The organism is Paenibacillus sp. UASWS1643, from assembly GCF_008693195.1.
Classification (GTDB): domain Bacteria; phylum Bacillota; class Bacilli; order Paenibacillales; family Paenibacillaceae; genus Paenibacillus; species Paenibacillus amylolyticus_B.
The window spans coordinates 167564-192480 of record NZ_VXKZ01000114.1; the positions used below are offsets into that span (position 1 = coordinate 167564).

The following is a 24917-nucleotide window of genomic DNA, read 5'->3' on the forward strand; positions in this document are numbered from 1 at the left end:
GCGTAACACTTTCCATACTGCTTCTTACTTCAAAAGTTACAGCCAGAACAGTCCTTGAAGCACGCTCAGCACGGTCAACAAAGCCGTCTCCAGCAGCTCATTCATGGCACCATACGTATCCCCGGTTAAACCGCCGAGCCGTTCACTGATCCGGGCAGCCACGAATCGGCCGATGTAATAACACGCCACAGGCAGTATAATAACTGCCGTCACCGGGTATAGCCACCATGGCAGTGTTCCCAGACCACTCACCATCGCATCCGCAATCCCCATATCCGGCTTGAAAAGCCACACCGCGGCAAATGTAACTGCACCTGCGATCAAGGTCAGGCCAACGGCTGAGCTGCGTGCACGCTGGACCTCCTTCCGATCACCCAGACCTTTGAACAATACGGCAAGTCCATCATCTCCGCGGGCATTCGGCCAGGCCGACATCGCATACACCATGAACCAGCGGCTCCAGATCATGGGCAGAATCAGCAACGCACCGTACACCCAGTGGCCCCGGGCAATAAAATCGGCGATCAGCGCAGCTTTCATCATAAGCAGCAGCACACAGGCAATTACCCCCATGGCCCCTACACGGCTGTCCTTCATAATCTCCAGCATCCGCTCACGGGTACGATAACTGAGCAAGCCATCCGCCGTATCCATCCATCCGTCAAGATGGAGTCCTCCGGTGAGCCATACCCATAACGTCAGGGTCAGGACGGCAGCCGGTAAGGCGGGAAGCACTGCACCACTTAAGGCTCCCAAGAGCCAGACACACAGACCGATTGCAGCACCGACCAGCGGATAAAAAACAACACTTTCCCGCAACAGCGGCGGGACAAAATCGATTTGCATTTTGACAGGGAAACGGGACAAAAACTGAAAAGCGGCTGCCGCGGCATGTTTGCGCTGAGGAGCAGGCGTGCCATCCTTCATAAGCGATACTCCTTGCTTTTTAGTTCAATCGCAATGCCTACGGTCACCAGAAACACTTCACCGCATATCGCCGCAATGCGCTGATTCAATACACCGGCCAGATCCCGATATTTCCTGCCAAGGGCATATTCCGGTACGATTCCGTCCCCCACTTCATTCGTAACCAGAACAAGCAACCCGGGATAGGTTCGAATCGCTTCAACCAGCGCGTCCAAATGTCCCTGTAACACCTGCTTCTCGTCATGCTCGTGCGCTAACAAAACATTTGTCAGCCACAGCGTCAGGCAATCCACCAGAATGGTGGGTGCTGAAGTCCCTGTATGCCCTTCACCCATGCGGCTTATCAAAGCAGGCAAATGTATCGGCTCTTCCATCGTGTGCCACAGATACCCTGATGCCTCGCGCTGATGTTGATGCATGGCGATACGCTCACGCATTTCATCATCGTACGCCTGAGCTGTCGCCACATACCACGCCTCCGAGGAACGCTGCATGCAGAGACGCTCGGCAAAGGAGCTTTTGCCACTGCGTGCCCCGCCCGTCACCAGTACGCTCATCGGGAACTCTCTCCTTGCAGGGATGAATCAACCGACGCAGCGGAATCTGGAGCAGGGCTTGCCCCATCCGAGACACCCGCGCTTGCAAAGGTCGCCATCTCGTTCAGAATGAGACATGCTGCGTCAATCAGATGAAGACTAAGCACGCCGCCTGTGCCTTCACCCAGACGCATGTCCAGATCCAGCATCGATTTCAGATCCAATTCACGCAGCAGCGCCCCATGTCCATTTTCATGTGACGTATGAGAAGCGATCATATAAGCTGTACTCAGAGGTGCAAGTTGTCTCGCCACCAGCGCTGCCGCGGTAGAGATGAACCCGTCTACAACGACTGGGCAACGATGAGCAGCAGCTGCAAGAATAACCCCTGTGAGTCCGGCAATCTCCAGCCCACCCACCTTGCACAGAACATCCAGTGCATCTTCCGGGTTTGGTGCATTTACGCTAAGCGCCCGGCTGACTACAGCAGCCTTGCGCTGCAAGCCTGCATCATCAATCCCGGTACCTCTCCCCACGGCGGCGGCAGGTGTAACTCCGGTTAACGCGCTCATTACCGCAGCACTTGCAGTGGTGTTGCCAATTCCCATCTCCCCGGTGACAAACAGCTGTGTTCCCTTCGCCACCTCTGCCGATACAACTTCGGCTCCAGCAAGGATAGCCCGAACTGCCTCATCCCGGGTCATCGCTGCACCTCGGGCCATGTTAGCCGTGCCTTTACGAATTTTACGGGAAAGCAGGTCCGGATGTTCGAGATCGGCATTCACACCGATATCCACACAGATCACATTAGCTCGAGCGTGACGGGCAAGCACGTTCACCGCAGCGCCTCCAGCCAGGAAATTCAGGACCATCTGCGGGGTCACTTCAGCAGGAAAAGCACTGATGCCTTCTTCCACTACGCCGTGATCTGCCGCCATGACAATGACCGCCCTGTGATCAAAACGCGGACGTCCATTACCCGTCATGCCAGCCAGGCGGATCACCAGCTCTTCCAATTTGCCCAGACTCCCCGGCGGCTTCGTCAACGAATCCACATGCGCAGAGGTTTCTGCCGCCACTTTCTGGTCAGGAGCGGTAATCCCTTTGGTTATTTGCTCCAACATCTGTTCATTATTCATACAACCAGCACTTCCTTCATCAAAATATGGGTTGCCCCGCTTCAATTAATCGATGTCCCGCCGCAACAGCAGTTGAGGTATGGCATGGTCGGGATGGGAGACAATCGCGGGTTTGACGCGAAATATATCCTGGATATTCTCATCGTTGATTAACGTATGAGGCGTGCCCTTTCCAACCGCAATGCCCTCACGCAGCGCCAGAATGTGATCGCAAAATAACGCGGCCAGATTCAGATCATGCAGCACAGCCACAATCGTAATGTTATTTCTCTGTCGCCATGCCGATAACAATTCCATGAATTGCAATTGATATTTAATATCCAGAAACGTGGTCGGCTCGTCCAGCAGTAGTAACCTCGGCTCCTGGGCCATAACTTTGGCTAGTGCGACCCGCTGACGTTGCCCGCCGCTGAGTGCATCCAGCGGTCTGTCCGCCAGCTCAGTCAATCCCAGGTCTTCAAGCACTCTGTCCACCACAAGTGCCCCATCGCCCACTTCCCGCCCCAGCCAGTTCTGGTATGGATATCGCCCCATCTCCACCACGTCTCGTACAGGATAGGAGATGGCTGGCAAGCCATCCTGTTGCAATACAGCGATCATGCGCGACAGGTCCTTACGGCTGTAAGAGCCAATGTCTCGACCATCGATACGGATCTGACCTTCGCTTAACTGTTCCGTTCCGGCAATAAGCTGGATCAGGGTGGACTTGCCGCTGCCGTTTGGCCCGACAACTCCCCACCAGTCACCTTCGCCAACATGCCAGTCTACATTGCGCAGTGCCTGATGATTGCCATATGACTTCCCTGCTCCCTTAATGGAGATAAGTGAAGTCGAGTTGGAACTGGAATTGGTACTTGTACTAGAAGCCGAAACCGTGTCCCGAAGTTGATTCGTACGTCTCTCCTTCTCTTCACTCATGGCATCATCCCCTTCTGCAACTTTTTGTTCCGGTGCAGCAAGTAAGCAAAGAACGGCGCACCAACAAAGGCGGTGACGACACCGAGCGGAATTTCAGTTGGCGCCAGCAACGATCTTGCGATGGTATCGGCCCACACCATGAAGATCGCTCCACCAATGGCAGACAAAGGTACCAGCAGTCGGTAATCCGGTCCCACCAGCAGCCGCAACATATGCGGGATCACCAATCCAACGAATCCGATGACACCCGATACCGAGACAGCCCCAGCAGTCAGCAGTGTGCCAACTGCCAGTACCGACAGCTTGAGTCTGTCCACCCCGATCCCGATATGTGCCGCTTGACGTTCTCCCAGTGCAAGCACATTCAACGAGCGTGCGCGGCTCCAGAGAAAGACCAGTCCTAGCAGAAAATACGGGAAAAGGATGGCCGTATACGACCACCCACGCAGAGCCAGACTTCCCATCGTCCAGTATATAATTTCATTAATCGTTTGTTTCGACATGGTCGACAGGAAGGAAACAACTGCGCCCAGGAAACTTTGCATGACCACACCAGCCAGAATGAGGCTATGTGTAGGTATTTTACGCCCTTCACGAGCCAGTGCCATAACAAACCATAACGTGATTACACCCGTCAAAAACGCCACCAGTGGCAACGTCCAGATTCCGATCAGTGCATACTGCAACCCGAAGAAAATCAGAAAGGCTGCCCCCACCGAAGCACCGGATGACACGCCCAGTGTGAACGGGTCTGCCAGCGGGTTCCGAAGAACCCCCTGGAATCCCGTACCGGCTATCGCCAACGATGCGCCCACGAGCACGGCAAGCAGTACACGTGGGAATCTGACTTTCCAGATAATCTGTTCGGCTGCCTTATTCCAATCCGGTGTAATCCAATCGCCCACCCAGGGAATTTTGTGAATCAGGATGCCTGCAATATCCCGGATCGGCAACGCTACTGAACCAATGCCCGTGCAGATGAGCACGGTGAGCACCAGCAGCACCATGCCCGTCGTTCCGAACAGGATCAGCTTTTTACTCATTGGAACAAGTCAGGGTAGATCGCTTTGGCTACTTCTTTCAACCCTTGAGTTACCCGTGGACCCGGACGGCTCAGCAGGTTGGCATCCAGGCCAATAACCGCGTCATTTTTCACAGCCGTAATTTGATCCCAGCCGCTGCGCGCCTTGATGATCTGATCCAGTGTTTTGGAGTTTTCGTCAATTACATCGTTGGCATACAGGATCACATCCGGGTTGGAGGCAATCACGTTCTCTTCATTAATTTCATACCAACCCTCTTTGTCCGAAGCAATATTGCTACCTCCGGCTACAGTGATGAGTTCATCCATGAATTCGCCTTTACCTACAGTCCAGCCTGGGGAGAATTCAACGTATACTTTTTTCTTCTCTTCCGATTTAACTGCCTTCACCGCTTCGGTTACATCCGTCACGTCCTGTTTCATCTGGGTGATGATTTCTTGTGCTTTTTCCTGATGATCGGTGATTTTACCGAAGGTTTCGATATTGTTCATCACATCGTCAATGGATTTAGGATCCGTTTTGAAAATGGTAATGCCCAGTTCGCGCAGCTTTTTCACCGCATCCTCGCTCATCGAGATACCTGTGAAGACAATGTCGGCTTCAGCGGCAATAATGGACTCTTCATTGGGCTTGGTAATACCGCCCATTTTAGCTTTGGTTGTTGCCGCTTCCGGATAATCGTCATAGTCGGATACACCAACGATTTGATCGTCCAATCCAAGGGCAAACAGGGATTCCGTCTCAGCCGGAGACACGGATACGATTTTGGCCGGTGCCTTTTCAAAGGTGAATGATTCACCCGTTGCATCCGTAACGGTAAGTGGATATTGTGTTTTGAGGTCCGTCTGCGCCTGGCTTTGGGACTGCTCCTGTGCCGGTTGCTGTGAAGTACCTGTGCCCTCGTTTGTTGTTGCATTTCCACATCCGGCCAAAGCCAGTGCGAGTGCCGCTGCACTTAGCAGGGACGCTACGCTTTTCCAATTTTTAAAATTCATTCTGTTATTCTCCCCTTCTCTATTTGCGCTATTTTCTTGCATCGTGCTCAAACTCCTGCTCCCATGCCTTGGTGTTCCTGTACAAGTTAAACCCATCAATTTTACACAAGTCCACTCCGATTGCAGTACCATCTTCCGATCGCTGTTATCCCCAGATTTTTTTGATTCCCTTTTCGAAAGGGAAAATCCGGGGATAAGCGTATGCTTCCGATGTAGCTTTCTTGTAGAAAGCTTTAAGCGAACACTCCGTTTCTTCAGATCGGTTCTGCACTCTTCGTTAACGTGTAAAAGTTCGGTTTATCTTACATGAACAATAAAAAATCCCTAATCCTTACGTCCAGGATTAGGGATAACGTCTCGCATATGGCAATCTGTACATGTTCAACCAAGGGTTGTCCATGCGCATAGAATAGCCCGAAACGCTGTCCTTTCCTCGAAGGAACACCGGTTTGTACGTCCAGGGCAGGTAACCTGACTTACAGGAATCATCCTGTTTTACAGTGGCGGGACCGTGCCGGATTTGCACCGGCTTCCCCATTTCACCCTTGTGTATTTCATGGCTCGTAGTAATCTGCCATGAAAACAGCCTTCACACGCGGGACCCTTGGTCGCTGATATGGTAAACCATTGCCGTGTAATTTCTGCATGCTGCATACTCCTTCAGGCTTCACACCCTGCAGCGTATCTGTACCCATGCTGAAGTCACACTTCTGTTGTGATTATAGGGTATATTGTACATCCTTACAACCCGATCGGCGGAAAAGTAACTCTGCTGCCAAACCACTGATTCCCCTGTTGATCAAGCTGAACCTGAATCGCCTGTCCCGGGACAACATGTGTATCCCAGAATCCAAGCCCTGCAATCAGACGGGACAAGGCATAGCGGATGACACCACCATGCGTAACCACAACTATGGTTGACTCGCGCCCCTCATCAACGTGCATCGAAGGACGACCCTCCAACAACATCTCTTGGAGAAAGGATTCCAACCGTCCGGTAAACGCCTGCCACGATTCCCCTCCGGGCGGAGTGACCTCCTGTGGCGCATCAATCCAGCTTCGGTACACAGGGTTATCCTTGAGCTGATCATACGTCAGCCCTTCCCACTCTCCAAAATCATTCTCGCGCAGACGCGAGTCGAACTTCACCTGTCCGATGGCATCAGGAAGAATCTGTTCCAGCGTCTGCCGACAGCGAAGCAGATCACTGCAATATACCTCGTGCCACGAAACACCGCTCAATTGTTCATGAAGCGGAGCCAGTTCTTCTTTGGCATTTGGCAGCAGACCGATGTCGGTATGCCCCAGGTATCTTTTTTCCACATTCCACAGCGTTGTCCCATGACGGACCCACAGAATGTTTCGTTTCAGCGGCCCGGGTTGGTCCCTATGTACTTCATTACCTGCATTCTCTTCATTTACGGCCATAACAGCGTCCCTCCTGCCAGCCACACACCCAGCGATATAAACACGCAAAGTACAACAAAAGCCCCTGCCGACCAGAACATCAGGCGTGATGTTCGCACAATATCCTCGGCTTCCATCGGACGTGTGGCCTCGCCCATATAGGCACGAAACGAAGCAACTCCATGATACACGTTATGTCCGCCAAGCCGGATGCCCAGTGCTCCAGCCACCGCTGATTCGGGAAAACCGCTATTCGGACTTGGATGTAGTCTTGCATCCCGTTCGACCATGCGTGCTGCTCCTTTGGCGTCCAGCTTCATGACCCAGGCACCCACGATTAACAGCATCGCGGTCAGCCGGGCGGGTATCCAGTTCGCCACATCATCCAGACGGGCCGAGGCCCAACCAAGATGCAGATACTTGTCATTTTTATATCCGACCATGGAATCCAACGTGTTGACGGCACGATAAGCCATGGCTAACGGAGCGCCTCCAATGAGCGCATAGAATAACGGCGATACAATGGCATCCACGATATTTTCAGCTACCGTCTCTACCGTTCCCCGCACAACTTCAGGTTCGTCCAGATGCGCTGTATCACGTCCAACAATCATGCCCAGTGAACGTCTGGCCGCCGGCCAATCCTGCTGCTTCAGATGACAATACACTTCCATACCTGCATCCTTCAGCCCTTTTGAAGCAATGGTCGTTGCAATGAGCACCACTTCAGCTGCCGCTGCAATGACAGGGTGGATTAGCCCAAGCAGATATATGAGTCCCCACGTGATCGCAAAAGACCCCCCCGCAATCACCATCGGGAACAACAGCCCGGCTCTCTTCAGCCCCGAATCTGTGCGCACACGCGAGCGAATGACACGCTCCAACGCCGAGATGCCTTTTCCCATGCCAATCACCGGATGGGGAATCCAGCGCGGATCTCCGATACATCGGTCCAACAGGTACGCCAGTATAATAATCCAGGCTCCCGCCATGCCTGTCCAGAACGGCCAGGTCCATAGTTGCTCCAGCTCAAAAGTCATTTGTGCCCGACCCTCTCTTTCCATACAATCCGGCCTGAAGGCTCTCTGTCACCGTGTCGTATACCAATCTGCCAATCGCCGCCCCTGCCGTAGTCGCTGTCCCGGCATAAGTGATCATTGGTTGTGGTTCCTCCACTGCCTGACGTACCGCAAACACAATGGCATCGGTTGTGGTGCCGGTGGCGGGCAACCCGTTCTCCGAATCCAGAACCCCCGCATCCGCCAGCGCTGCCGCTTTGGCTTCCACCGCGGTCTGTACCGCATTCACCATCGCCCCGGTGGTCATGCGTCCGTTCAACCAGAGCATGATGTTAATTGTACCCGGGACATAGGGCTGCATCGTTAGATTCCGTGCTGAAGGAGCAGAGTGGTCCCTGCCGGAAGCTATCGTCTTATTTGCCGCCGCATCAAATACCGTTCTCTCCGACCCTGCGCGTGCGGCATTCGATACACCCGCAGTGGTACAGCACAGAAGACCAAATTCATCACTTGTATATTCCTGAATGGAGGTATGCTCCAGCCTTACGGCCGTCAATAATCCGGCACATTGATCCCTTGGCTCTTGCCATTCGTTCAGTGCTTGTTCGATATCACGAGGCGGATCATCACAGCGGTAATGCCTGTCCACATAGATGTTAAATATGCGATCCAGTTCAAGCATTCCGCCGCCATATACCGCACTTGATAGCGCTTGGGCAGCGATTGGGCTCTGTGCTTTGATATGTCGTTCATGTGCAGATATGTTCAGTCCCGGCCAGGAAGAGGACACATATTCATTTTCGTCTGTTATTCCATTCGCAAAGTAGTTATAAAACGGGAGTGTCACTGCCGCTTCCCTCCCTGTGCCTGTCCCGAATCTTTTGTCTGCTCCTGCTGACTTGATTCATGAATGGAGGTCTGATCGGCATTCGAATATCCCTTGCTTTCCAGCACGCTGCCCAGCACTTCGAGTAATGTGGAATTGGCGTCTGCATCCTTGACCGCGAAACGTACATGCCCTTCGTCAAGCCCCGGATACATCGCACAGCTGCGAATCAGGATACCCCTTTGGCCCAGCGCCTCCTGCATGGATGCTGCTGTCCAAGACGCTGGAACACGTGCCAAAATAAAGTTCGCTTCTCCCGGTGTCACCGCACATCCATACGCCTGCAACCCTGCGATGAGATGTCCCCGTTCCCGCGTGATCTGTGATAGGGTCTCCTGTTCGTACCGTTCTCCACTGCGCAGACAGGCTTCACCTGCCATAAGCGCCAGACCGTTGACGCTCCAGGTCACCTGTTTCTTCGTCATTGCCTGAATGTATTCCGCACGGCCCAAAGCATATCCGAGACGCAAACCCGGAATGGCATAAAACTTCGTCATCGAACGAATGATGATCACATTGGGATAGTCGCTCAGATGTGCTGCCAGGGACTGGCGCCGGGCTACCGGAATAAAATCCATAAAGGCCTCGTCAATGACGAGTATGGTTTCCGTTTTTTCCGCTTTGCGGGCAAGCCTTTGCAATACCTCAAGCGGATATTGTACACCGTTTGGATTGTTCGGCTGGCCGAGGAAGAGCAAGTCTACCTTTTCCATGAGTTGCTCGATGTCCTTGGGTTCTGCTCGCCACGACAGCTCTTCTTTGCCCTCTGTATGCACAACCTCGGCACCGAATTGTCGGGCCAACGCCCGATACTCCGAGAATCCCGGTTCCACCGTACCCACCTTGCGCGGGGCAAGCCCCAGCAGAATGAGTGCCATACTTTCGGCTGCACCGTTGCCCACGGAAATCTGCTCCTGCATTACACCAAGACGCTCACTCAGCAGTGCTTTGAATCCCCTGTGCGCCGGATCGGGATACCGAATCACCGACTGCCATCCTTGCTGTATAGACTCCAGTACCTCTCTGGGCGGACCGAGCGGATTAATGTTGGCACTGAAATCCAGAAAATCAGCGGCTTCTCTTCCAAATCGTGACGCAGCCGTCTCCACGTCCCCGCCATGTCCGAACACTTCGATATAACCGGTCATTCTTCCGTCATCCTTTCTGTCTGTCCTTTTTATTATGGATGGCACGGGAGGTGTGGGTCAATCCTGTTTTCTTTGTGTCCCAACCATAATTCGTTTACAATAGAAGAGGAATTTCGGTTCCGTTTGATATCCAAGGTTCACTACATAAGGGACTAGCAATCCCTCACATACATTAATGGAGGAATGACCATGCTGTTTGTAGACAACCAGGGCATTACAGATCCTTCTGTAAACCTTGCCATTGAGGAGTACATTCTGAAGCATCTGCCGATGGAGGATGACAGCTATCTGCTGTTCTACATCAACCGTCCGTCGATCATCATCGGAAAGCATCAAAATACGATTGAAGAAATTAATATCGAGTACGTTCAGGATAACGGTGTGCAGGTGGTTCGTCGTCTTTCGGGAGGCGGAGCGGTATATCATGATCTGGGCAACCTGAATTTCAGTTTTATTACAGCGGATGACGGTCAATCCTTCCACAATTTCCGCAAGTTTACCCAGCCTGTGGTTGAAGCTTTGCACGAGCTTGGTGTAAATGCCGAGTTGACCGGGCGTAATGATCTGCAAGTCGGCGAAAAGAAAATTTCGGGCAACGCCCAGTTTTCCACACGTGGGCGCATGTTCAGTCATGGCACATTGATGTTTGATCTGAATCTGGAGCATGTTCAGGCTTCCCTTAACGTCAATCCCGAGAAATTCAAATCCAAGAGCACCAAGTCCGTGCGCAGCCGGGTCGCTAACATACGGGATCTGATTGACACCAACCTGACGATTGAGCAGTTCCGCGATGAGCTGTTACGTCACATTTTCCGGATGGAGCCTAAGGACGTTCCACAGTACACGCTCACTGACAAGGACTGGGACAAAATCAAGGAAATCTCCGCTGAGCGTTATAACAACTGGGACTGGAACTATGGCTTGTCTCCGGAAAGCAATGTGAAGCACACTCGCAAATTCCCTGTCGGCATCATCGATCTGCGCATGAACATCAAGGATGGACATATCGAAGATATCAAAATCTTCGGTGACTTCTTCGGTGTAGGCGATGTAGCGGATATCGAAAATATGCTGCGCGGCAAGCGTTATGAGGAATCCGATGTGCGTACTGCACTTGAGGGCCTGGATGTAAAACATTACTTCGGCAACCTTGAGCTGGAAGACTTTATTGGCCTTGTTTTTTTGGAAGAGTAAGATTTAGATGGAAGTATAGTTTTAGAACGGAGTCTAAGATTACACGTTAACGGAGAAGACAGAATTTATCGGGAGAAGCGAAGCGTTCGCCTTTATCAACGGATTTCCCCTTAGGGGAATAGAATCAAAAATCCGGGGATAACAGCGATCGAAAGATGAATCTGTATTCGGATTGGCCTCGTGTAAAACTTATTTTTTCGTTCGTTAGTATAGATACAGATAAAAAAGGAGAGAAACACAGATGACCTACAAATTGATTGCAATCGACATTGATGACACACTGATCAACGACAACAAGGAAGTAACCCCTGCCACACAGACTGCACTGGAACAAGCAGTTGCCCATGGTGTAACTGTGACGCTGGCGACTGGACGTGCTTATGCTTCCGCACAAGCGCTTGCTCGTCAAACCGGACTTAACGTGCCGATCATTACGTATCAAGGCGCATTGGTGAAAAACCTGCTGGACGAAAAAGTCCTCTATGAGCGTTACGTTCCACAGGAAGCTTCCCGCAAATTGTATGATTACTGCCTGGAGAACAATCTCCACCTTCAAACATACATTGACGACAAGCTCTATGCCCGTGAGGAAAACGACAAGCTGCGTGATTATGCCAAATTAAACGGCACCCAATATTACATCGAATCTGACTTCATCAAAGTCATCGAACAAAAAACACCGAAGCTGCTTATTATCGATGAGCCAGACTACTTGGATAAGGTTGCCGTTGACCTGCGTGAATTGCTCGGACCACAAGTGCATATTACAAAGTCCAAACCTTACTTCCTGGAGATCATGCACAATGAAGGAACTAAAGGCCACGCCCTGACCTTCCTGGCTGACCATTTCGGTCACCAGCTCAGCGAGTGTATTGCCATCGGCGACTCATGGAACGACCATGAGATGCTCGAAGTTGCTGGTCTTGGTGTAGCGATGGGAAATGCCATCCCTGCCCTGAAAGAGCTGGCGGACTACATTACGGCAAGTAATAACGAAGATGGTGTAAAAGAGGTTATCGAGAAGTTTGTGCTGAACGCAGAGTAAATAAGATCAACGAACAGCCCAGTCCGGCGAATTTCGCCGTGCAGGGCTGTTTTTTTGATTCTAAAAATATGTTCATTATCCTATTAAAAACGATTATATTAGGTATATTTCTCTGTTATTTTTTATGTTTTGAGAGCAACAATGCGCTGACTTTCACGCACCACGGAGTATTGTATTACTTGCTCATGGCATGCTGGAAAGACTCCAGCATTTTCTTGATTCGGCCATCAGGCTCCAACTGAAAAGACGGAAGGAGCTCATCAATTCTTTGCTGAAACCGCTCAGGATCCTGTACACCAAGCTCTGCTCTTAACTCCATTTCTTCTTCGGAACCATTGTCGTTCAGGATCATGTTCAGGATTTCACCTTTAAAGTATTCACTCGGAGGAAGGATTAGAGCATTCATCAGAAACTGGGTAAAAAAGAGTTGTTTATTGTTTTCCTGACTCGCCTTTTTCATCGCCTGCTTAGTAAACAAGTTTATATACTTCTGAGCAAAAGCAACCCCTTTCATTCGGAAAGGCCCAACATGTTCGACCCCTTTCCAACGCAGATCAGCCACTGAACTAAGCCACCAGGCCGGTTCAATAGCCTGCTGCATACGAAGCAACACTTCGCGCTCAAACTGCGGCTCAGGATGCATTCGCTGCTCATCCAAACATTTCCCTATGGTCTCGACTTCAATTGCAGCAACCGTCATGCCTTGGCCATGGATCGGATCGAAGCTGCAAAATGCATCGCCAAGGACGAGTAATCCGGAGGGCCAATTCTCCATCAGTTCAAAATGTTGACGGACAGACTCGGAAATACGGTATCCGCGCGGCCCTTGAAAAGGCTCCAGCTGTTCTGCCAACGCTACGATTTCATCCGAAGCAAACAGATGTTTGATTTGCTCTTGAAACTGATCCGGATGGGTTGGAGGATATTCATCCCCTCCTGCGTTGAACAGTAACAGTCCAGCGATATCATTCTCAATGCGCCATAACATGCCTGCACGAGTTCCTTGCACAGGATCGGACTCTGTTATCACCGTTCCCCAGTCATTTTGAATAGAGGATGGTATCTTATAATAGCGGGTGCTGTAACCAAGAGACACCTTCAGCACTTCCGGCTCAGGCACGGACAACCCTATCTGTTCAAGCCATCTGATCAATTTGGAAGAACGCCCCGCGGCATCAATAACCATATCTGCTGCAAGCATTTCTTCCCGATTATCCCGGCCTCTTTCTTTGGTATACACGCCTGTAATCAAACGCTGATCTTCTGATGCCATTAACCCGGTAACTTCCGTACTCGTTAAGAAGCTTATTTGATCTATGCTCTGGACTCGCTGACGCAATACCCATTCCAGCAGGGCTCTGCTGCTCGATGCAATTTTGAATGAGGAAGCAGCATTCGCTTTATTGATAAAAGTACCGTAGCGATTGGCAATCACAATTTTCTCTTCATGTGAAGGAATGGCACCAAGCGCAACCAATTCATCATTGTATCCGGGAAAGTAATGTTCCAGAATGAGTCCGCCGCGCGGTAATACACGATGTGGATGAAAGGATTGAGGCACACCCTGCCGATTCGCCGGCTCAGAAGGCAATTCATCTCGCTCAATGATACATACCTCATCATAATAATCAGATAACATCCTTGCAGTGATTAACCCTGCAATACCTGCCCCGATAACCACAGCTTTTTTTATGTCGGACATCGTCACATCATCCTCTCTAATCCATCATATTTTATCTACACTTGTAGCCCTATCAAAAAATTACTTATAATACCAATATACACTCGGAATCTCGTATCATGTAAGAATCATTGTGTTGATAATATATAGCTAAACTACAATAAGGAAATGATGTAGATGAAAATGATTGATAAAAAGGTGGATTTGAGAGTTACCCGAACTCATAAATTGTTAAAGATGGCGCTACTCGATCTGTTATGTGAGAAAGGCCAGATATTCAGCAACATCACAATTAATGAGATATGTGACAAAGCTATGGTTCACCGAACAACGTTTTACAAACATTTCAAAGATAAATTTGCTTTACTGTCCTCCACCCTAACATGGGTCCTTCGGGATTATTTACACATGAATGTAGAAGATCGATTACAGCAGCCTTTGCAAAGCGTATCTAAAATTTTGTTTGGAAATGTACTGGAGACCATCGTGCAGAACCAACAGAAGGATGAGGGGTTTAACAACTTTTTCATACATTATATCGGAGAGATATTCAGACGAGATTTTCTGGAATTGAAGAGAAGAGGTAAACAATTTTCACTTCCCATAGAACTTGTAGCGGATTTTCACTCGGGGGTGATTCGTTTACTTGTGACGTGGTGGATACAACATTTCGAAGAAAATGTTACGGCAGAACAGATGGATGAATATTACTACCTACTGGTTAACGAGAACATCATGTTGGAATAACAAACAGCTCAACCTAGAATCAATGGCTGATTTTGAGATTGAGCTGCATACTTTCAAACTTTACCTATTTTAAAACAGATTCGGAAGCCTGCACTGTCATCCTCGCACGACTTCTTTTCTTCAACCAGCCGCTCACCTTCTCATTCATCGCCAGCAGACCTGAAACGACCAGCACCACACCGATCCACGTAACCCAGCTGACATGTTCACCATAGACAAAAGCCCCAAGCCCCACGGCAATGGGTGGTGAAATGTATAACCAGGTTGCCGGGAATAACGGATTAGTGCGCGACATAATCCAATAGAACAGACTATGCCCCACCATGGAGCCAATGACAGTCAAATAGATCACCGACGAGATGGCAGGCACCCAGTCCAGAGCAGACATATTCCACGATTCCGTTCCAGCAGAGAGCAGGGTCAGCAGCAATCCCCCATACATCATCTGCACCGCATTAATTGCTACAGGACTAGCCTCCTTGAACTGATGAATGACCTTTTTGGAGTACAATGCACCTGCCGAATAACAGACTTCCCCCACCAATACCGCAATACAGCCCCACATGAACAGAGAACCTGCACCAAGCGATACACCTGGCAGTACAACCAGAACCACACCGGTGAACCCGACTAGGCAGCCTACCATCATACGGGCAGATGTTTTTTGCCGTAACAGCGCCGTCTGCATCAACATAATCATCAGCGGCCCTGTCGCTGAAAGAATGGCACCCACACCCGAGCTCACATGCTGTTCAGCCCAATATAATGTGGCAAAGGTGCCGAAGGTCAGACCCGCTCCCGTCAGCAGCATCTCCTTGCGGAACAGCAGGGACCAGCTCACTTTGCCCTTCATCCACATCCATGCAAACATCAGTGCTCCCGCGATTACAAAACGCAGTCCGGCTGACAGAAAAGGCGGCATGCCTGCCTCTACTCCAATTTTAATAGCCAGAAATGTTGTACCGAAAATAAGACACATAACCGTAAATGCAATCCCCACCATGATAACCACTCCTTTATCTGTTCTCCATCATATCTCATGGTCTACAGAACAGAATGAACAAAACAGAACAGTTTTCTCCCATTAGCTGTTACAATAGAGTTCAAAAGGAGTGTGAACCGGGTGGGCAGAACCATGATGATGACAGATAACAGCCTGAAATTATATGAGCAAGTAATCCATTATCTCGTTGTGCGTATAGAAGCGGGAGAGTGGGCCGAACATGAAAAACTGCCATCTGTACGAAGCCTGTCCGAGCTACTCGGCGTCCATCGTCTGACCGTTTTCAAAGCCTATCAGGAGTTAAAAGAACGTGGGAATGTTTATGTGAAGGATAAGTCTGGCTATTATGTCAGCCCAGCGACTCCATTCTCAGTAACGGATCAGGCGGATGATCCCGCCGTGTCTGCTTGGCTGCATTGGGATTCACTTGCACGGGTACAGTCTCTTGAAGCAGAATACCAATTTTCCAAATCGTTAATCGATCCCTCTTTGCTGCCCAACCGGTATTGGGGTGAACTAATGCGTGATCTGCTAGATCAATATCCCCGTTTGCTCGGAACGTATTCCACAATTCTGGGTGATCTGGAATTGCGAAGTGCGCTGGCAAGCCATCTGACGAAAAAAGAACGTTTCTATCTCTCTGCAGACGAAGTGCTCATTACTTCGGGGGCCCAGCAAGCGATTGACGTCATCTCGCGGACGCTGGTCAAACCCGGGGATCGGGTGTTGATGGAACGGCCTACGTATGGACCAGCAATGGAGATTTTCCGTAAACAAGGTGCTCGTCTGATCTTTACGGATATTCACTCGGACGGGTATGATCTGGAGCAGATCGAACATCTGATGAAGAGTGAGAAGCCGCGCCTCTTTTATATGACACCGACCTTTCAGAATCCAACCGGCATGAATGTTCCAGTAGAACAGCGCAAGCAGTTACCCGAACTTGCAGAACAGTATGGTTGTTTTCTGCTCGAAGACGACAGCACCTATGATATCTATTTTAAGGATAAACCTCCTGCACCGATTTTCACCTATGACACCACCGGACACACGCTGTACATTCGCAGTTACAGCAAGTATGTTGCACCCGGGCTACGGATTGCAGCCATCATATGCCGTCAGCGTTTCATGCCAGGACTACAGGCTGTAAAATCACTGACAGATAACGGAACTCCCCTTCTGAACCAGAAGCTTTTTCTCCGTTATTTTCAGTCAGAACGTATGCATCAGCATCTGTCCAAGCTGCGGACCGCCATCCAGCTACGGATGGAAGTGATGGAACAATCTCTGCTGGAAACGGACTGGACGTGGACCCGGCCGGAGGGCGGACTCAACTTTTGGGTAGAGCTTCCTGAGGGTGTGGATACAGGGAGACTGCTTCACCGATGCATGGAACAATCCGTTGCCTTTGTACCCGGAACCGTATTTGATTCTTCGGATCGTTCAGCCAGTCGCAAGCTGCGCCTGTCCTTCTCTTATGCACATGAGCAGCAGATTCGGGTAGGCTTGAGCAGGCTTATTACGCTTGCAAAAGAAATGTAAGGTTTGAATTTCCTGGAACTGTCATCACTCCGAAGAATATCAAATGCAATTGCCCTCTCACTCTGAACATCAAAAAAAGTCGCCTTATGGCGACTTTACTTTTGGTGTTCTATATTCTCTACCTGCACCCGCTTTGTGCTTAAAGGTCTTTTCTTGCAAACAGGCGGATCGTAATAAGATAAGACACTACAAACAAACCTATAATGCCTACTGAAACCAATGCCATTGTCGTTGTGGTAATCATACCGTTCTCGTTGGCCATACTCATGAGGTACGCAACGGGTTGCGCCAGTATAATCATGCAGACCATGAATATCGCATTGATGATACCAGCACCTTTTTTGCTAAGTCCGTAGAAAAGAGGCATGTATATGGAAACTAATACAAGCACCATACCTACGGCAATGACAATATCCCTAAGTGAATAATTCGGCTTGTTCAGTTCAGGATAATTCAGGTTCACAAGCTGGTGAATTCCAAACGACGCGAGTACCCCGAATAACGTATAGATTATAGCAGAAAGGTACTTGGCTTTTACAATCTGTTTGCGGCTAACGGGGAGTGTGACCAGGAAATTGTGATTATGGTTCTTGATATCAATCATGGTTGCCAGCATGACCGAACCAAAGGCTGTGTAGATGCCTACAAAATACATTGACATTTCACTCTGGGGTATAAAGGCGAAACTAAATACCACCAGGTATAATCCAATCGTCCACAGTGAACTTTTTAGTACAATGAAATCTTTACGAAGCAAGTTAAGCATATTTGCGTCCTCCCTTCGCCGTAAAATAAATGAGGTCTTCCAACGTAGGTCTTTGTAAAAGAGCAAGCCTGCCAAATAACTGTTCGGCCTCTGCCTTATGATCCGACAATGCTTCAAAACCAACGGCTGTCTCGCGTATTCCGATGAAATGTTTCCGAATGTCGGAATCAAGCAGATCCATATCCCCTTTTACAATCGTATACCTTTCCAGCACATCATCTTTGGCTTCATTGAACACCAGTTTTCCTTGATGAATAAACGTAATGTAGTCTGCAATACGTTCCAGATCGGTCGTAATATGCGTCGAGAAAATAATGGACCTTGTTTCGTCCTGTATCATATCTGCAAGCAGATCGAGCAGTTCCCGCCTAAATACAGGATCAAGCCCGGATGTTGGTTCATCCATAATCAGCAAATCTGCTTCATGCGAAAGAGCTACGGCGAGAGAATACTTGATCTTCATGCCTTTGGACAGATCCTGAATTTTCTTTTTGGGAGACAGTTCGAACTGATCCAAGTAGTCATTGAACGCTTTATTATCCCATTTGGTGTAAAAAGGAGCGATCATTTGTGTCATTTCCCGGATCGTTAGATGCTCATAGTAAAAACATTCATCGGACACAATGCCAAGGCGCTGCTTGATGTCAACTTCCTGATTTGGCATCTCACTGCCCAATGTCTTGAGGCTCCCCTTATCGGGATGGATCAGACCCGTGATCATTTTGATCAAAGTACTCTTTCCCGCCCCATTCGGACCAATAAGTCCCGTGATATATCCTTTTTTCACATCAAGAGATACATTATCTACTTTGAATAAGGGATACGTTTTGGTTACATTACGTAATTCGATAGCGTTCATTATGCTTATTCCTCCTCAACCAACAATGTAAGATGATGGATTACATCCTGTGAACTCATGCCCAGTTCTCTGCTCTCACGAATCACTTCGAGCATTTTCTCTTCCAATTGTTTCATCCGCCGCTCTCGAATAAAGTCCTGATTGGCTCCAGATACAAAGCTCCCTTTGCCTACAACTGAATCGATCAGTTTCTCCTTCTCCAGCTCTTCATAGACACGTTTAGTTGTAATAACACTGACTTGCAGATCCTTGGCGAGCTGCCGAATGGAGGGGAGACTATCTCCAGCAACCAATTCTCCGCTCAAGATGCTCTGTCTGATCTGAGTTAAAATCTGCATGTAGATCGGATCGCTCGAAGCGTTCGATATTAAAATGTTAATCTTTCCTCACCTCATTGATGTTAAATAGTTTCCGGTAGGTATAGTGTATATACATAATATATACACTATACCTACCGATGGTCAATCTTTATTTCAGATTGTTCTCATTCTGATTGTTCTTATTCTGATCCAATACTTAGACACGGACTGGCTAATCTGGACGACAAAAAGAGGACGTCAGTTTCCTGTTCGTCCTCTTGATTAATCAAGCCCGAAAGGTCACATGACCTTCCGGGCTACTGTTATGAACTGGATATGACCTTATCCACCAATCCATATTCGACTGCTTCAGCAGCGGTCAGGAAATAATCTCGATCTGAGTCCTTCTCAATCCGCTCAATCGACTGTCCTGTATGATCGGCTAACAGCTTGTTAAGGCGCTGACGATGCTGAATGATGCGGTTAGCATGAATCAGCATATCCGAAGCCTGCCCTCGCGTACCGCCATGTGGCTGATGGATCATGATCTCACTGTTTGGCAATGCCATACGTTTGCCTTTTGTTCCACCTACCAGCAATATCGTGCCAAAGCTTGCCGCCATCCCTGTACAGATCGTGGAGATATCCGGCTTCACAAATTGCATCGTGTCATAGATCGAAAATCCTGCGGTCACCGACCCACCAGGGCTGTTGATGTACATCTGGATGTCCTTTTCCGGGTCCTCTGCAGTCAAAAACAACAACTGGGCCACGATGGCATTTGCCATCTGATCCTCAATTTCTCCAGACACCATAATGATCCTGTCTTTGAGCAAACGGGAATAAATATCATAACTCCGCTCTCCGCGAGCAGTTTGTTCCACTACATAGGGCACTACATTCATATGTATCGCCTCCTCGGTTTAGGCAACCATGTTGATCGTGTACCCGCCTCCATATGACATCGAGTTCATGCCGGAAGTAGAGTACCCGTACATCATTGGCTGCATGGATGGAGACGGCAAAGTCTGCTGCAAAATCGTCCCCGCCACAGCCATCGGATCATCGGTCCGATTCAGGCACAGATCAATGATTCGGGCTGTATCCCCATTACGAAATGCCAGCAGATAGCTGCGCAGTTCCTCCCGATTGTCCTCCACTGCGCCCTCCTCATACTGCAATTCTGTGTCCGATTGTTCCAATCTGTGCCTCACTTCAGCTATAGCAGAGCGGGCTCGACTTAAGGCTGCTTTCACTGCACCTTCTGTCGTATCCAGCATTTCCGCAGTCTCTACCGCCTTATAACCCATTAATTCACGTAATACATATATCACTCGCTGCCACGGTGGTAGCGTATTTACAAGAAGTTGTACGGCAGACTCCATCTCCTCGAATCGCCTTTCCTCCTCCATCTCGTGCAAGAGCGGCTTCAAGCTATCCAGTTTATATGCCAATCTCTCCCGCTGACGTAAGATATCAATCCAGCTGTTGCGTGCAATACGAATCAGATAAGCTTCCCAGTTTATATCTTTATTCATCCCGGAAGATCCAACCACTCTCGACGACAATACTTTGAGACAGGTCTCCTGAACCAGATCCTCCGTGTCTGGAACTGATTTCGTCAGAGATAGACAATACGCATACAACGAACCCATCAGATCGGGTAGTACGGTATGGATGCTTTGGTTCAATTGATTTTTTCTGTCGTTGCCATTTGATTCAATATCGAATTTATCTTGTTTACCATCATCATGTGGTCTGTTGATTCTGCAATCCACGGACTTCACAAAGGCCATCTTGGGGGCCCCCCCTTTGCTGGTTCCTGATTGATCTTGACTTACACTATGTAAACGAAGAACCCCTTGTAAAGGATACGCTCTTCTGAATTTATTTTTATTACGCTAGTTAAGTTGGGTTACGCATTCGTTTCCAGCTTTAATGTTCCAAGCGGCACCTTCATCCCGGTAAGGGCAATCGTAATACGTTGATCCAGATTATAATTCTGCCGTACATCGACGTCATGAGACATATGTGTAAAATAGGTATGACCCGGTTTCAGTTCCCACAGCAGCTCCTGCGCCTCACGCATATCGTACACGGAACGTGTTGAGAATTCCGCAAGTTCATGCACAAAGCTTGTTCCAAGCACCAGCAGATCCAGTCCCAGCAACGGCTCTTTTTCGGATGGCTTCAGGTCAATGGCGTCTGAACAATACGCCCAGCTATACCCACCCTGATCCAATCGATAGGCGTACGAATACCCGTTATGTCCATGGCAAACTTTCCAGGAATGTACCTTCCAGCCGCCTAGTTCAATACCGCCATCCGTTTCGAGAAAGTCCATATGACGCCCCAACCAGGGAAACTGTCCCTGAATGATAGCAATCACTTCGCGTGGTGCATACAAACGCCCCTTTACACCCAACCAGCGGCATGCATCCGCCCATTCTGGCAATCCTCCAATATGGTCAAAATGGGCATGCGTGATGAGCAGCGTATGTACCATACGCAATCCCTGATCCTCCATCTGTGATCTCCAGTCTGGTCCGCAGTCAATCATGAACTGTTCATTCGCACCGTCCCCACCACCGTCAATCAGAACAGAAGAACGTTTCCGTTTATTTTCTCCCGTAAGCCTTGCCTCTGTACATATTTCGCAATCACAATACACACGTGGAACGCCCATCGCATCGCCAGTGCCCAGAAATGTTAGCTGATTCAATCCGCATTCCCCCTGAATTAATGATATGTAGATTGTAATCGTCCACCCCTGTTTTTGCAAAAAAAACCATCCCGCTGCAGTTATGCACTGCAATTCGGGACAGTCTGTGGTCTGACTGTTCACCGTCAGACTTCATCTCCATGCTTCGCTCCATTCGGGAGCGTGCGCTTCGTCAGCATGTGGTGCAACCTTATGAGCCGGTCATCCGCATGAAGATCAGGCCTTACCTTTTAATCAGGCCACGACCGATTAATTCGAGTCATACTCGGCGCTGGAACTACACCAGTGCCCGCAGCTTCAACGTCAGTTCCTGACCCGCAGGTACATCCTTCGAATCCGTAATCACCCAGTTCGACGCAAGCCGCTTCGCCAGTACCTCTGCCTGCTCCGGTTTCAACTGTAATCCGGTGACGATTCCTTCACCCACTGTGAAGTCTCTCTCTGGCTGTACCTTAAAGGCCTTTTCCAACCAGATTCCGAGTCCACCACGCGTGTTAAAGGTAATCCGGTATCCATCTTTTACTGCTGCCTCCAGATTTTCACCATGCTCATCCGCATACGAGAAAAATTCGTTATATCGGTATTCCTCTTCAGACACGGCGTCAAAAGCGGAAACGTCTTTGACTTGAATGGCTTTTAATATTTCTTCCTCAGGCATCCCCTTACCTCGGGCCTGCTCCAGTCGAATTGCTGTACTTTGGGATAATTTGATATCTGCACTCATCCAACTCACACCTTCCTGCTGGTACTATGTAACAATCATGATTCAGTATACCTCTATTATAACCTTTTGGCAGTAAAAAACCTCCATCTCTACTTCCATTGAAATGAAGGTTTAGTATCCACATGCTCGGTTACCTATTCGATTACATCAGCAATACTCATATCATATTCCCGCGAGCACCTGATACCACACGCCGCGTTTGGAGTACAACGTACTGCGTACCTCGTCCCATCCACCCAGATAGTTAATATTAAATAGCCCTTCTGGCGTTGGGAATGTGGACTCCGTCTGTGCAAATACATCCGGATCTACTGAACGAAAACCATGCTTGGCAAAAATACGCTGCGCTTCTGGTGTACGCAGATATGCGACAAAGGCTTCTGCCAGTTCGCGATTCCCATGTTTGTCGGCATATTTATTCACTACAACTGCCGGGTTCTCAATCAGGATCGTATTTTTCGGAATGACAATGTCATAATCTACACCTTTCGCGATCCGGGCAAGCAATTCATTTTCATACGTGACGATTACATCACCGACACCATATTCGAATGCCGCCATCGAAGAACGACCACTCTTGTCCAATGATTCAACGTTACGATGTACCTGTTCGAGAAAAGCCTTGGCTGCGGCAGGATCTTTCTTCCCCTCTTGCTCCTCCGACAGTTTCAATCCAGCCCCGTAAATGGCATTAATGTCCCATTGTGCGCCCCCGGATGTCTTTGGATTGGGATACAATACCTTCACACCAGGCTTCGTTAAATCCTGAAAATCACGAATCCCCAGCGGGTTGCCTGCTCTTGTTCCCAGAACAACAATCGAACGAGTAATCATGCCTTCATTAGGGGTCTGTTTCCAATCGGAGCTAACCAGATCGGCTTTGACCAGCTTCTCGATATCACTCTCCATCGCGAGCAAGGCTACATCAGCCTCGAATCCACCAACGATGGCTCTTGCCTGTGTACCCGAAGCTTCGTAGGACTCCTGGAAGTTAATCGTTTGTCCGGTTTTTGCCTTCCACTCCTCCTGGAACTTGGGCAGCAATTCGCCTACAGCGTCTTTCGCTACACTATAAGCACCAATCACCAGCGTATTGGATGAATCGTTACCAGAGGGCTCGTTCTGTTCGCTTGCCCCCTCCTGCTTGCTGCATCCAGCGGTCATGCAGACGAGCAGAAGTATGAGGGCAACATATAAGAGTATGGCTTTCTTCTTCCTCGTCTGCATGGGCAGCCCCTTTCTTCCACTTGATCTAAATCATCACCGGCATCGGATCTTCCTTCAGTCGGTTCTCAACCACCCAACTGTTGGAGTCATTGAACAGGTATGCACGGTGTACAAGGACTCGAATTTGTTGACCGATCTCCAATGTCGTTTTCTCCAGGGAACGATATGTGATTAACTTATGACCCTGTACGTCCACCTCTACCATCCATTCACTACCGCGGAAATGAAGATGTTTGACTGTACCTTTTTCCGTTGCAGACAACATGGTGAATTCGTTTTTCAAGCCGATCTCAATATACTCCGGTCGAATCAGCGCTTTGGTGTGTTCACCCTCGACAGCATGTTCGAATCCTTTCAACTGGGAAGCATCCTCCACAACCGTAGACTCCCCGATAAATGTAGCGACAAAAGGTGTCTGCGGGTTTTTGTAGATATCCCAAGGTGTGCCCTTCTGTTCCAAACGACCCTGACTGATAATCATAATCTCGTCCGCCACTTCAATCGCTTCATCCTGGTCATGCGTTACAAAAATCGAAGTGATTCCTACCCGCTCGATTAGCTCCCGCAACCATGAACGCAGTTCCTGACGGATCTTGGCATCAATGGCCGCGAACGGTTCGTCCAGCAATAACAGCTGCGGCTCCGGGGCGAGCGCTCTGGCAAAAGCCACACGCTGACGCTGCCCACCAGATAACTGATGTGGATAGCGCTGTTCGAAACCTTTTAATCCGGTCAGTTCAACAAGTTCCATCACCCGATCACGGATCTGGGCTTTTGGTGTCTTCTTGACCTTGAGTCCAAAAGCAATATTCTCAAATACCGTCATATGTTTGAACAAGGCATAGTTCTGGAATACAAATCCGATGCCACGCTCCTGTGGAGGCAGATGGTTCACGACTTTTCCGTGAAAGCGAATCTCTCCGGAACCCGGATTCTCCAGACCCGCAAGCATCCGCAGAATGGACGTTTTCCCGCCTCCGCTGGGTCCAAGCAGACCGATCAGATGGCCTTTGGCAATATCGAATGAGACATCTTTTACCGCATGAAAATCACCGAAATGTTTGTTCAAATCACGGACTTCTACATGCAT

The 24917-nt window shown here is 49.2% G+C and carries 25 protein-coding genes and 1 riboswitch; of the genes, 4 read left to right on the plus strand and 21 right to left on the minus strand.

Annotation, left to right across the window (positions count from 1 at the left end):
* Window positions 1-36: 36 nt before the first annotated feature.
* The 10 genes from cobS to cobD form a co-directional block, all read right to left on the minus strand.
* Window positions 37-927 (minus strand): adenosylcobinamide-GDP ribazoletransferase, encoded by an 891-nt coding sequence (gene cobS, locus FE296_RS22945; protein ID WP_124113461.1) that lies wholly within the window; start codon window positions 925-927, stop codon window positions 37-39.
* Complete coding sequence (cobU, locus tag FE296_RS22950) at window positions 924-1484, minus strand: bifunctional adenosylcobinamide kinase/adenosylcobinamide-phosphate guanylyltransferase (protein WP_076251579.1); 561 nt, start codon at window positions 1482-1484, stop codon at window positions 924-926. Before cobU ends, cobS begins: the two co-directional genes overlap by 4 nt.
* Window positions 1481-2602: a nicotinate-nucleotide--dimethylbenzimidazole phosphoribosyltransferase gene (gene cobT, locus FE296_RS22955; protein ID WP_150366455.1), complete on the minus strand. Its 1122-nt coding sequence runs from the start codon at window positions 2600-2602 to the stop codon at window positions 1481-1483. The genes cobU and cobT overlap by 4 nt, the downstream gene beginning before the upstream one ends.
* Window positions 2603-2647: 45 nt before the next feature.
* Window positions 2648-3520: an ABC transporter ATP-binding protein gene (locus tag FE296_RS22960; RefSeq protein WP_223869007.1), complete on the minus strand. Its 873-nt coding sequence runs from the start codon at window positions 3518-3520 to the stop codon at window positions 2648-2650.
* Complete coding sequence (locus tag FE296_RS22965) at window positions 3517-4563, minus strand: FecCD family ABC transporter permease (protein WP_150366456.1); 1047 nt, start codon at window positions 4561-4563, stop codon at window positions 3517-3519. Before FE296_RS22965 ends, FE296_RS22960 begins: the two co-directional genes overlap by 4 nt.
* Window positions 4560-5558: an ABC transporter substrate-binding protein gene (locus FE296_RS22970; RefSeq protein ID WP_150366457.1), complete on the minus strand. Its 999-nt coding sequence runs from the start codon at window positions 5556-5558 to the stop codon at window positions 4560-4562. The genes FE296_RS22965 and FE296_RS22970 overlap by 4 nt, the downstream gene beginning before the upstream one ends.
* Window positions 5559-6002: 444 nt before the next feature.
* A riboswitch (cobalamin riboswitch) is annotated at window positions 6003-6152 on the minus strand.
* A gap of 147 nt (window positions 6153-6299) precedes the next feature.
* Complete coding sequence (locus tag FE296_RS22975; RefSeq protein WP_124113459.1) at window positions 6300-6986, minus strand: histidine phosphatase family protein; 687 nt, start codon at window positions 6984-6986, stop codon at window positions 6300-6302.
* The gene (gene cbiB / locus FE296_RS22980; protein ID WP_150366664.1) at window positions 6977-7957 is read right to left on the minus strand and encodes an adenosylcobinamide-phosphate synthase CbiB; all 981 of its coding nucleotides are present in this window, start codon (window positions 7955-7957) and stop codon (window positions 6977-6979) included. The genes FE296_RS22975 and cbiB overlap by 10 nt, the downstream gene beginning before the upstream one ends.
* A 37-nt stretch (window positions 7958-7994) precedes the next feature.
* Window positions 7995-8831: an adenosylcobinamide amidohydrolase gene (locus tag FE296_RS22985; protein WP_150366458.1), complete on the minus strand. Its 837-nt coding sequence runs from the start codon at window positions 8829-8831 to the stop codon at window positions 7995-7997.
* Window positions 8828-10018 (minus strand): threonine-phosphate decarboxylase CobD, encoded by a 1191-nt coding sequence (cobD, locus tag FE296_RS22990; RefSeq protein ID WP_150366459.1) that lies wholly within the window; start codon window positions 10016-10018, stop codon window positions 8828-8830. The genes FE296_RS22985 and cobD overlap by 4 nt, the downstream gene beginning before the upstream one ends.
* Window positions 10019-10207: 189 nt before the next feature.
* On the opposite strand from cobD, the gene lplA reads away from it, so the two are divergent.
* Complete coding sequence (gene lplA, locus FE296_RS22995; protein ID WP_091015244.1) at window positions 10208-11212, plus strand: lipoate--protein ligase; 1005 nt, start codon at window positions 10208-10210, stop codon at window positions 11210-11212.
* A 241-nt stretch (window positions 11213-11453) separates the two neighbouring features.
* Window positions 11454-12257 carry a Cof-type HAD-IIB family hydrolase gene (locus tag FE296_RS23000; protein ID WP_062833159.1) on the plus strand — a complete coding sequence of 268 codons (804 nt, stop codon included), beginning with the start codon at window positions 11454-11456 and terminating at the stop codon, window positions 12255-12257.
* Between the two features lie 175 nt (window positions 12258-12432).
* Here the strand turns inward: FE296_RS23000 and FE296_RS23005 are convergent, their stop codons facing one another.
* A complete protein-coding gene (locus tag FE296_RS23005; protein WP_150366460.1) occupies window positions 12433-13959 on the minus strand; it encodes an NAD(P)/FAD-dependent oxidoreductase in 1527 nt (508 codons plus the stop codon).
* Between the two features lie 156 nt (window positions 13960-14115).
* On the opposite strand from FE296_RS23005, the gene FE296_RS23010 reads away from it, so the two are divergent.
* A complete protein-coding gene (locus tag FE296_RS23010) occupies window positions 14116-14685 on the plus strand; it encodes a TetR/AcrR family transcriptional regulator (RefSeq protein ID WP_150366461.1) in 570 nt (189 codons plus the stop codon).
* Between the two features lie 64 nt (window positions 14686-14749).
* Here FE296_RS23010 and FE296_RS23015 read toward each other — a convergent pair whose 3' ends face one another.
* On the minus strand, window positions 14750-15688 hold the full coding sequence (locus FE296_RS23015; RefSeq protein ID WP_150366462.1) for a DMT family transporter: 939 nt from the start codon (window positions 15686-15688) through the stop codon (window positions 14750-14752).
* A gap of 120 nt (window positions 15689-15808) precedes the next feature.
* Here FE296_RS23015 and FE296_RS23020 point away from each other — a divergent pair, with 120 nt between their 5' ends.
* Complete coding sequence (locus tag FE296_RS23020; protein ID WP_223869008.1) at window positions 15809-17230, plus strand: aminotransferase-like domain-containing protein; 1422 nt, start codon at window positions 15809-15811, stop codon at window positions 17228-17230.
* A 139-nt stretch (window positions 17231-17369) separates the two neighbouring features.
* Here FE296_RS23020 and FE296_RS23025 read toward each other — a convergent pair whose 3' ends face one another.
* From FE296_RS23025 to FE296_RS23065, 9 genes are all read right to left on the minus strand, one after another.
* Window positions 17370-17996, minus strand: coding sequence for an ABC-2 transporter permease (locus FE296_RS23025; protein ID WP_150366463.1), 627 nt, complete (start codon window positions 17994-17996; stop codon window positions 17370-17372).
* Window positions 17989-18855, minus strand: a complete 867-nt coding sequence (locus FE296_RS23030) for an ABC transporter ATP-binding protein (protein WP_150366464.1) — start codon at window positions 18853-18855, stop codon at window positions 17989-17991. The genes FE296_RS23025 and FE296_RS23030 overlap by 8 nt, the downstream gene beginning before the upstream one ends.
* Before the next feature lie 5 nt (window positions 18856-18860).
* Entirely contained in the window at window positions 18861-19235 is a 375-nt protein-coding gene (locus FE296_RS23035; protein ID WP_036610760.1) for a GntR family transcriptional regulator, read from the minus strand.
* Window positions 19236-19477: 242 nt separating this feature from the next.
* Complete coding sequence (gene clpP / locus FE296_RS23040) at window positions 19478-20059, minus strand: ATP-dependent Clp endopeptidase proteolytic subunit ClpP (RefSeq protein ID WP_017689971.1); 582 nt, start codon at window positions 20057-20059, stop codon at window positions 19478-19480.
* Between the two features lie 18 nt (window positions 20060-20077).
* Window positions 20078-20950 (minus strand): RNA polymerase sigma factor, encoded by an 873-nt coding sequence (locus tag FE296_RS23045; protein WP_124113452.1) that lies wholly within the window; start codon window positions 20948-20950, stop codon window positions 20078-20080.
* Between the two features lie 119 nt (window positions 20951-21069).
* Window positions 21070-21876: an MBL fold metallo-hydrolase gene (locus tag FE296_RS23050; RefSeq protein ID WP_150366465.1), complete on the minus strand. Its 807-nt coding sequence runs from the start codon at window positions 21874-21876 to the stop codon at window positions 21070-21072.
* Between the two features lie 277 nt (window positions 21877-22153).
* The gene (locus FE296_RS23055) at window positions 22154-22600 is read right to left on the minus strand and encodes a hypothetical protein (protein WP_150366466.1); all 447 of its coding nucleotides are present in this window, start codon (window positions 22598-22600) and stop codon (window positions 22154-22156) included.
* A 162-nt stretch (window positions 22601-22762) separates the two neighbouring features.
* Window positions 22763-23827, minus strand: a complete 1065-nt coding sequence (locus FE296_RS23060; RefSeq protein ID WP_150366467.1) for a sulfate ABC transporter substrate-binding protein — start codon at window positions 23825-23827, stop codon at window positions 22763-22765.
* Between the two features lie 25 nt (window positions 23828-23852).
* Window positions 23853-24917 carry a sulfate/molybdate ABC transporter ATP-binding protein gene (locus FE296_RS23065; protein ID WP_036610770.1) on the minus strand — a complete coding sequence of 355 codons (1065 nt, stop codon included), beginning with the start codon at window positions 24915-24917 and terminating at the stop codon, window positions 23853-23855.

Excerpts from the sequence above, each read along its gene's own strand:
- FE296_RS22970 (WP_150366457.1), bottom strand. The coding sequence starts at position 5,558 with ATGAATTTTAAAAATTGGAAAAGCGTAGCGTCCCTGCTAAGTGCAGCG.
- cobD (WP_150366459.1), bottom strand. The coding sequence starts at position 10,018 with ATGACCGGTTATATCGAAGTGTTCGGACATGGCGGGGACGTGGAGACG.
- FE296_RS22975 (WP_124113459.1), bottom strand. The coding sequence starts at position 6,986 with ATGGCCGTAAATGAAGAGAATGCAGGTAATGAAGTACATAGGGACCAA.
- cobS (WP_124113461.1), bottom strand. The coding sequence starts at position 927 with ATGAAGGATGGCACGCCTGCTCCTCAGCGCAAACATGCCGCGGCAGCC.
- FE296_RS22960 (WP_223869007.1), bottom strand. The coding sequence starts at position 3,520 with ATGAGTGAAGAGAAGGAGAGACGTACGAATCAACTTCGGGACACGGTT.
- FE296_RS22965 (WP_150366456.1), bottom strand. The coding sequence starts at position 4,563 with ATGAGTAAAAAGCTGATCCTGTTCGGAACGACGGGCATGGTGCTGCTG.
- lplA (WP_091015244.1), top strand. The coding sequence starts at position 10,208 with ATGCTGTTTGTAGACAACCAGGGCATTACAGATCCTTCTGTAAACCTT.
- cobU (WP_076251579.1), bottom strand. The coding sequence starts at position 1,484 with ATGAGCGTACTGGTGACGGGCGGGGCACGCAGTGGCAAAAGCTCCTTT.
- FE296_RS23045 (WP_124113452.1), bottom strand. The coding sequence starts at position 20,950 with ATGGCCTTTGTGAAGTCCGTGGATTGCAGAATCAACAGACCACATGAT.
- cbiB (WP_150366664.1), bottom strand. The coding sequence starts at position 7,957 with ATGGCGGGAGCCTGGATTATTATACTGGCGTACCTGTTGGACCGATGT.
- FE296_RS23015 (WP_150366462.1), bottom strand. The coding sequence starts at position 15,688 with ATGGTGGGGATTGCATTTACGGTTATGTGTCTTATTTTCGGTACAACA.
- FE296_RS23025 (WP_150366463.1), bottom strand. The coding sequence starts at position 17,996 with ATGCTTAACTTGCTTCGTAAAGATTTCATTGTACTAAAAAGTTCACTG.
- FE296_RS23060 (WP_150366467.1), bottom strand. The coding sequence starts at position 23,827 with ATGCAGACGAGGAAGAAGAAAGCCATACTCTTATATGTTGCCCTCATA.
- clpP (WP_017689971.1), bottom strand. The coding sequence starts at position 20,059 with ATGAATGTAGTGCCCTATGTAGTGGAACAAACTGCTCGCGGAGAGCGG.
- cobT (WP_150366455.1), bottom strand. The coding sequence starts at position 2,602 with ATGAATAATGAACAGATGTTGGAGCAAATAACCAAAGGGATTACCGCT.
- FE296_RS23030 (WP_150366464.1), bottom strand. The coding sequence starts at position 18,855 with ATGAACGCTATCGAATTACGTAATGTAACCAAAACGTATCCCTTATTC.
- FE296_RS23010 (WP_150366461.1), top strand. The coding sequence starts at position 14,116 with ATGAAAATGATTGATAAAAAGGTGGATTTGAGAGTTACCCGAACTCAT.
- FE296_RS23005 (WP_150366460.1), bottom strand. The coding sequence starts at position 13,959 with ATGTCCGACATAAAAAAAGCTGTGGTTATCGGGGCAGGTATTGCAGGG.
- FE296_RS23065 (WP_036610770.1), bottom strand. The coding sequence starts at position 24,917 with ATGCATGTAGAAGTCCGTGATTTGAACAAACATTTCGGTGATTTTCAT.
- FE296_RS23000 (WP_062833159.1), top strand. The coding sequence starts at position 11,454 with ATGACCTACAAATTGATTGCAATCGACATTGATGACACACTGATCAAC.
- FE296_RS23055 (WP_150366466.1), bottom strand. The coding sequence starts at position 22,600 with ATGAGTGCAGATATCAAATTATCCCAAAGTACAGCAATTCGACTGGAG.